An 8808-nucleotide genomic window follows, 5' to 3' on the forward strand; every position below is an offset into this window, starting at 1 on the left:
CGATTTCGGCAACAAAGCCTTAGGAAAGTTCTAATAATATAAGTGTTAATTATTTGTAACTGAGGTGTCATAATTTGAATGCATCATAGCGGCCACAATAGTTATAACGGCCAATTTAATGGCCTTTTCTTTAATAGAAAGGAAGTCAAAGTGAAGCATTTTAATCGAACTCCAGATCAAAGAGCGCTCGAACAAGAACCAGAATTCAATCGATTTGTTGAAGCTGCTATGTCGCGTCGTCGTTTTTTAAAAGCAACGGGGGCAGCTGGAACGGCTGGCTTTTTTGCTGCGAGTCCTATTGGTCAGGCTGTTGCTAACACTATGCCAAGCAAATCGCAGTTAATTGGCTTTGATGCTATTCCTATTTCAACAACCGATACGGTTGAAGTACCACAAGGTTATCAGGCAGATGTATTGATCTCTTGGGGTGACGCTATCAAAAAAGGTGCACCAAAGTTTAGCCAATCGAATAATGCGCAGGCGCAGGAACTTCAATTTGGTGACAACAATGACGGTATGACGTTTTTCTTAATTTCCAATGACAGAGCTGTGCTTGTTGTGAATAACGAATACACCAACAACGAATACCTTTATAAACATCAAGGTAATAACATTTCAGCAGATGATGCTCGAAAAGCACAGGCAGCACACGGGGTATCGGTTGTTGAGTTAGAAAAAAACAATGGCAAGTGGCAAGTGAATGTAGATGGTCGTCTAAACCGTCGAATCACGGCGTACACAGAAATGGAAATGACTGGTATTGCTGCCGGTCATGAACTGCTTAAAACCAATGCGGATAAGTCAGGTAAGAAGATACTCGGTACGTTTAACAACTGCGCTAATGGACAGACGCCGTGGGGAACCTACCTGACGTGTGAAGAGAACTTCAATGGTTACTTCGCTAATACTTCTGGTAGTGAATTAGGTGACAGCTATAAGCGTTATGGTCTGGGTAATAAAGACAGAGGCTATGATTGGTATAAATATGATACTCGCTTTGATATGGCTAAAGACCCCAACGAACCGCATCGTCATGGTTGGGTAGTTGAAGTTGACCCGATGAATCCTAATGCAACGCCAAAAAAACGCAGTGCGCTTGGCCGCTTCAAGCACGAAAATGCGGCGTTGACTATCAATGACGATGGTTATGTAGTGGTGTATTTAGGTGATGATGAACGTGGTGAGCATTTATATAAGTTCATATCCAAGAACAAATACGTAGCAGGTGCAGATTCTAATCGTGATCTCCTTGAGGAAGGAACATTATACGTCGCTAAATTCACAGGTACAGAAGGTGAATTGAACGGCACTGGTGAGTGGTTGGAGCTAACATGGGGCAAGAATGGCCTAACTCCTGAAAACGGCTTCCCTGATGCGGCTTCAGTGATGATTTTCGCTCGAGAGGCCGCTACACAAGTTGGTGCGACGACAATGGACCGCCCTGAATGGGTAGCCGTACATCCGGACAATCAATCGGTATTTTGCACTTTGACCAACAATAAACATCGTGGTGTTAAAGAGTCGCAGCCACTGAACGCGGTAAACCCAAGAGAAAAGAATCCATATGGTCACATTGTTCGTTGGAGGCCGACGAAAGGTGATCACTCTGCAGGAACGTTTAACTGGGATATTTATGTACTTGCGGGCAATCCCGAAGTACACGAAGCTGGTTTGATGGCGGGCAGTGACAACATCAATAAGGACAACATGTTCAATAGCCCCGATGGAATTGGTTTTGACCGCGCTGGTAGGTTATGGATTCAAACCGATGGTAAATACTCAAACAAGGGGGACTTTGCAGGTATGGGCAACAACCAAATGCTTTGTAGTGACCCGCAAACGGGTGAAATCCGCCGTTTCCTGACCGGGCCAATAGCCTGTGAGATTACTGGGTTAACCTTCTCTCCAGACTATAAGACAATGTTTGTTGGTGTGCAGCACCCAGGCGAAGATCTTGCTCCATCACATTTCCCTGAAGGTGGTAAGTCGATACCACGTTCATCTGTAATGATGATTACGCGCACAGATGGCGGCATCATCGGGGCCTAATAAGGACCTCAAAAACTAAAAGAGACTCTATGCGAGTCTCTTTTACTATTCACTAGAGAGAAGAGGGAGCCGCTCCGTATTCATTGTCATGATCACTCTTGAAAATGAAAAAGATGACTAAAATGAGAGCACCTAACAAGGGAATCAAGTAGAGGAATAACCACCAACCACTTCGACCTGTATCATGTAGTCGTCGGCACCCCACTGCCAAGGTGGGTACTAGTACGGCTAAAGAATAAAATGTACCAAATAACCCGAATTGCTCACTACCGGCACCAACAATTCTATCGATGATGTTGAACAGTAAGGCAATGACAAAGCTGACTAACACGTAACTCCAGTACTGCCTCCGTGTCGCTCGTCCATTGAAGTTCGCATAGTTGTTCTTTAAGACATCGATGTAGTTATTCAGCATAAACACTCCTTGGTTTATCAGGATGCTTGGAACTTAGAGTCTAGTTTCTCCATCAACACTTCGCGCTTAAAAGGTTTTGGTAAATAGTCATCCATGCCGCTTTGATAGCATTTTTGAATATCGTCATCGAGCACTGAGGCCGTTAGCGCAATAATATGAGTTTGCTTGAGAGCTTTCTTAGCTTCGAACTCGCGAATCGCTTTAGTTGCTTCAAAACCATCAAGCACAGGCATCATACAATCCATAAGTATAAGTCCAATACTCGAATAGTCACGTTGATAAATCTCAACCGCTTCTTGGCCGTTGTTAGCGATAACAAAGCTGATGGATAGCTTCTTCAAATTTAAACCAACGATTTGTTGGTTTATTTTATTATCTTCAACAACCAGAATTCTAAAGGTTCTCTTTGGTTTTGAATTAGTATCATTATCGCCAGTCAATTCTGAATGAGTTTCTGACTTCTTAAGGTTGCGCAGGCTGTTGATCAATCTGTTACCAAATAGTGGCGATGTTAAAAACGCAGAAACCTTTAAGTTATTGGCATCAGCAGCTTCTTTGTTGTCGCGCAATAGGACAATATTATGCTCTTCGAATTGTGCTTGAACTGAGGAGAAGTTGGCGTTGCTATCAAGAATAATGATCGTATCAGTGGTGAGTTCCAACGTGTTGATGTCTGATACAGCGGAGTGCGCGAATTTCACCCCGTAACGCTCTAGTTCCGAAAGCAACAGTGTATTTGGAGAGTCTGTGAAGTATTGAACACATAGTGACGGCTCATCACTGACACAATGGCTGTCGCGGCTAAATTTGAGGTCAAAATAGAAGTGACAGCCCTCACCTTTGATTGAATCAAGCTGAATGTTGCCACCCATCATTTCCACCATCTTTGCGCAAATAGCCAAGCCTAAACCAGTGCCGCCATAGTCTTTCGAGGTATCGGCCTCTTCCTGTTTAAACTCTTCAAAAACGTGTTTCTGCTTCTTTTCATCAATGCCTATCCCTGTGTCCCGGATGGAAAAGCCAATGGTGACACTGTCTTTTGTCTGAGCTCTCAACTTTAGAGAGAAAGCGATGCTGCCTGTTTCAGTAAACTTAATCGCATTGGAAGCTAAATTCATTAATGTTTGGCGAATTTTTTGTTCGTCGGCTTTTACATAGTCAGGGAGATCTGGATCGATATCGATGAGAATATCGAGTTGTTTCTGCTGTGCTTTGGGTGCGATCAGTGCCGCTGTATCAAAGATAGTCTCTTTTATTGCTGTAGTGTGAGGACAAATCTCTAAATGCCCGGATTCGATTTTTGAAAGATCGAGTATATCGTTAATCAGCATGAGTAAGGTCTGGGACGATGCATTGATGGTCGTCAGGTAATCTTTTTGGATGGCACTAAGCTTGGAATCTCCGAGGATCTCAGTCATACCTAAAATACCGTTAAGTGGCGTACGAATCTCATGAGACATATTTGCCAGAAATGCGCTCTTAGCTCGATTCGCTTGTTTCTCTTGTTCTCGAGCTTCAATCAGTTTTTTCTCTAGGGTAGAGGTTTGTCTAACAACATAAAGTAGGATGAGAACAATGGCAGTGATAAGTGAAATTGTGGCAAGAGATTGATGATTTTGATGTTTACCGATTTCGCTGTTTATCTGTTTTGGTAAGACATTAAACAGGGTATTCAGTTTGCCTTCCAGCTTATGAATGGTGGTTCTAAGTTCACCAAGTTGTCCTTCTTGATAGGAGTAACCAAAATTCTCGTACGCGCTTTGCAGCGCATAAAAAGCAAGTCGGAACTGCTGAAATTTATATAGGAGTTCGTATGAGGAGTTCTGAGCGCTTATCTCTGATTGCATTTGAACGAGGGTTCGTTCAATTCTTGGTAGAACAGTAGGGTCAAACTCGGCAAAGAACTGATACATCAAATCTTTGGTTGTTAGAGCAATATAATCAAGTGGTGTCGAATTGGCTTGAATCAAGGCATATTCAAATGCGAGTGCCTTCTTCTTTAAATTATCAATAAGGCCGGGTTCAACTTCTGAACCATGAATAAGTAACACGATATCAGCCAATAAGTAGAAGCGTTGAACATAGTCATCGACATGTGATAGGGCCAACTGACCATCGTAATCTGTGTTAAGTCCAGAATTTATAATGGTTGCATTTATCGAACCTAATTCCTCTAGAATGTTTTGATAATCCGTTTCCATTTTCTGTAGATAGATTTGGTCGACTCTATCAATAAAATCTTTTTCGTGACGACGCATCATTAGCATGTTGTTTGATGCGGTAAGAATGCTCTTTTGAAGCGAAATCAATTGGTTTTTGGTGTTATCAACAGAATGTTGTGTATAGAAAAATAAGGCTAAGAAACTAAGAATGGCAAACGCGCCCAAAATGAGGGTCTTTCGAATAGCCTGAGTGGGAGAGGTGTTGGTGTTGCTCATCAATCCATGTCCTTATGGTACGACGTTTTTGCAAAGCGTAGTGTAACTCAAAACCAGCGTAACAAACATGAAACAAAAAAGGATAGAGTTAGTTCTCACACGCTTAATTTTGGTAGAACAGAGTCAATGCTTTGTAGCAACTTGTATTTTTGTGTATGCATGAAGCAACGGTATAAGGTTGAGGAATAAGATTTCATTAGTGCAAAGATGATTGGATATATTATCTGGCAGTGTTTTAATTTTGTATGAAATAAAATATATAGAGGATTATCCTGTATATTTTGTTGGTGAGTGATTGCTTGATAAAATGGCGAATACTTGTCTGTATTTACAATGATTTCGTGATGAAAATTTCCCGCCCAAATCTGTGGCATCATGGGTAAAAACGCAACACTTAAGGGAATCCATGAAATTTTCACATTTAGCCCGAGTGGGCTTTATCCTTTTCTCTGCTAGCCACGCCTCTTTGCTTATTGCACAAACATCAGAGGGCGCATCATGGTATCGAGACATTGCTATTTCTCCGAACGGTGATCAGATTGCATTTACTTACAGTGGCCAAGTCTGGGTAGCTAACGCAAAGGGTGGCGATGCGGTTCCGCTTACAAGTGAGACGGTTTATAGCTCAAATCCTGTATGGTCTCCTGACGGACAGTCGTTAGCATACCAATCTAACCAGTATGGTCGGGGAGATGTGTTTGTTTTGAACATGAACACTCATAAATCTCAACGGTTAACTTTCCACGGTAGCGAGGATATCCCATATTCCTTTAGTGCCGATGGTAGCCAAGTCTTATTTCAATCTTTTAGGATTGGTAATGGTGATAGTGAATTAAATAACGGATTCTTTGGTCGTTCATACAGACTTTACGCAGTTCCTGCAAAGGGTGGTCGAGAGCAGGTTTTGTTAGAAAATTCAGTGAGCAGTTATTCGGTCTCTCATGATGGTAGTCAGGCTTTGTATACTGATTTGCCTTCGTATACCGAACAACAGTGGCGCAAAGGAGCTCAATCAGATGCAGCAAGAGATATCTGGAAATATGATGCTAAAAGTCACAAACACACACAATTAACAACGTTTAGAGGTGAAGATCGCAATGCAGTTTGGTCTGAGGATGACCAGTCCATGTATTTCTTATCTGAACGTTCAGGCAGTTTTAACATCTGGAAGCAATCTTTGACTGAGCCTGAAGGTGATGCTGTTGCCGTAACTCATCATCAAAAGTTACCCGTTAGGTTTTTGTCGATTAGCACCCAAGGTGATTTAGCTTACGGGTTTGACGGTGGTATTTGGCTTAAGAGGAAAGGCGATAAGGCAGCTCATGAAGTTGACATCAAAATACGTAAAGCGCGCAGTGATAGCAGTACTAGCAACGTGAATTTGGCTTATGAGATTACTGAACTAGCGGTATCACCAACAGCTCCGGAAGTCGCCGTCGTAGCTCGAGGGGAGGTATTTGTCATCTCTACGTTGACCGGAGAGGCTCGTCGATTGACGAATACCCCACAAGCAGAAAGAGACATTTCGTTCGCGAGTGATGGAATGACATTACTTTATGGCTCTGAGCGAGCAGGGAATTGGGATTTATTTGCGAGTCATATAGGCGATCACGATAAGAGCTTTCTTACGGCAAGTCAGATAACAGAACAGCAACTCACGGATACGCCGGTAGATGAGACCCAACCTGTGTTGTCTCATGATGACACACGCATCGCATACAGAGAATCAAGAAATACGTTAAAAGTAATGACTATTGAAGATGGCGCCATAACGACACTTCTTAATAGTCAATCTATGTATTCCTACGAGGACTCAGATTGGCGCTATCAGTGGTCGCCAGATGATCAGTATATTGTATCTCGTGATGGTAGTACGTTAAGTGCTAATAATATTGTTCTACTTGATAGCAAAGGCGAGAACAAACCCATCACATTGAGCTACAGCGGATTTGTTCAATTTGCACCAAAGTTCTCTGATGATGGTCAGGTTGTTTACTGGACTTCAGACAAAGACGGACTGACAGAACTGGATGGCAGTACCGTAAATGGTGACGTATATGCGGTCACTCTAAATAAAAAAACAGAAGCAAACTTGGGTCTATCTCAAGACCAAGCGTGGTTAGCTGAGCAAGAAGAACACGCTTCTGCTCCAAACAATAAAACTCTGATTGATGTCAACGACCTTCAAGATAGAATCCACCGCTTAACGCCTTATTCTATGTCAGTTTTGGCGAGTTACCTTTCTCCCGACAACACTGAAATGGTTGTTGCCAATCAACGCGGCGATGATATCGAATTTGTGCACCTGAATCTTTTAACAGGGGATCATGAAGTGATGTTCACACGCTCCGCGGATGACATCCAAGCCATGACGGTAACGCCTGACAGAACGATGTTGATGCTCATTGGCCATGGACAACTAGAGAAAATCGATTTAGCTAATGGCGATAGTGAGGACGTTCATTTTAGCTTGGATGCAGAATATGACTTTGCGAAGGAAACACAGTATATATTTGACCATGTATGGCGCTTGACCAAGACAAAATTCTACGACAAGAACTTACATGGAGTTGACTGGGATTGGTATAGAGAGGCGTATGCAAAACATTTACCAAGCATACATAATTATAATGACTTTGCTCAGTTGTTAAGTGAGTTGGCTGGTGAGTTGAACGCCTCACACACTGGTTCTACGTATAGGATGCATCCTGGTAGTTGGGAGTCGCCAGCATCACTTGGCATTATTTACGATGATAAATATCAAGGGAAAGGTGCAAGAGTTCGTAGCGTTCTACTAGGAGGGCCAGCAGATCTACCGAATAACCCGATTAAATCAGGTAGCATTATTTACTCGGTGAACGGGGTAGATGTTCAACCTGGCAAGGATATTTATCCATTGCTTAATAACCTAGAAGGTAAAGTAACTCGACTGTCTGTTCTTACTCCTGGGAATAAGAAAACGATATCCGTAGCCGTTAAGCCTGTCTCGTTGTCTGACGAAGCGAAACTCTCGTATAAACGTTGGGTAACGGAGCGTGAAGTACTTACCAATAAGTTATCAAATGGGCGTCTGGGCTATATCCATATTCCTGAGATGGGTAACGATTCATACCGTCAGCTAGTCAACAAATTGTTCGGTCGATATCGAGATAAAGAAGCAGTTGTTATTGATGTCCGATACAATGTCGGAGGGAACCTACATGATCAAATAATGAATCTATTATCTGGTGTGAGACACAGTTCCGCGGTATCGAGAGATGGCTATTCAGCAGGCTCATTTCCACTTCGCCGTTGGGCAAAACCTAGCATAATGTTAGCGAATGCATCGAGTTACTCAGATGGTTCAGTTGTACCTTACTTTTATCAGAAAGAGGGAATTGGAAAACTAGTGGGTGAACGTGTACCAGGAACGGGAACCTACGTGCTTTGGGAAAACCAGCAAGAACCATTATTGGAATATGGTGTACCGCAACTTGGTTTCAAAAATGATCAGGGTAAGTGGTTCGAGAACAATGAGGTGAAGCCTAATATCTTGGTTTATAACTCACCTGACGACGTCGCTTCTGACAGAGACCGCCAACTAAGCGTTGCTGTTAAGGAGTTACTGGCAAAGCTGAACTAAGATAGGCAGCTACATATAAGTGTTTAGCTTTGAAGGCCCTTGGACTTTAAGTTCAGGGGCCTTTTCTATGGAAGTAGGTAAACATGTTATTGTGCAAAGTATTAATGTTAAAGCGCTGTGAGAGTTTGTGAAAAAGATCACGTCTTAATGAAAAGCACCAAAATAATGTGTATTGCATCAGTATGGTGCTTTGACTATATATATCTACATCAGACCATTTACATTTGATGATATTTAAGCTTTAGCTCTAAATAAATATCTCATATCTTTCAGTGATCTATATA

General features: G+C 42.3%; 4 protein-coding genes. 2 read left to right on the forward strand and 2 right to left on the reverse strand.

From position 1 onward, the window contains the following. The first annotated feature begins 228 nt into the window (after window positions 1-228). The gene (locus HW45_RS17395) at window positions 229-2049 is read left to right on the forward strand and encodes a PhoX family protein (protein WP_200874589.1); all 1821 of its coding nucleotides are present in this window, start codon (window positions 229-231) and stop codon (window positions 2047-2049) included. A 52-nt stretch (window positions 2050-2101) separates the two neighbouring features. Here HW45_RS17395 and HW45_RS17400 read toward each other — a convergent pair whose 3' ends face one another. Then, window positions 2102-2464: a DUF805 domain-containing protein gene (locus HW45_RS17400; protein WP_051868199.1), complete on the reverse strand. Its 363-nt coding sequence runs from the start codon at window positions 2462-2464 to the stop codon at window positions 2102-2104. Between the two features lie 17 nt (window positions 2465-2481). Further along, window positions 2482-4902, reverse strand: coding sequence for a hybrid sensor histidine kinase/response regulator (locus HW45_RS17405; RefSeq protein ID WP_038228512.1), 2421 nt, complete (start codon window positions 4900-4902; stop codon window positions 2482-2484). Window positions 4903-5308: 406 nt separating this feature from the next. Here HW45_RS17405 and HW45_RS17410 point away from each other — a divergent pair, with 406 nt between their 5' ends. Next, complete coding sequence (locus HW45_RS17410; protein WP_038228513.1) at window positions 5309-8524, forward strand: S41 family peptidase; 3216 nt, start codon at window positions 5309-5311, stop codon at window positions 8522-8524. Window positions 8525-8808: the final 284 nt, after the last annotated feature.

Source organism: Vibrio sp. ER1A (genome assembly GCF_000733315.1).
GTDB lineage: Bacteria > Pseudomonadota > Gammaproteobacteria > Enterobacterales > Vibrionaceae > Vibrio > Vibrio mediterranei.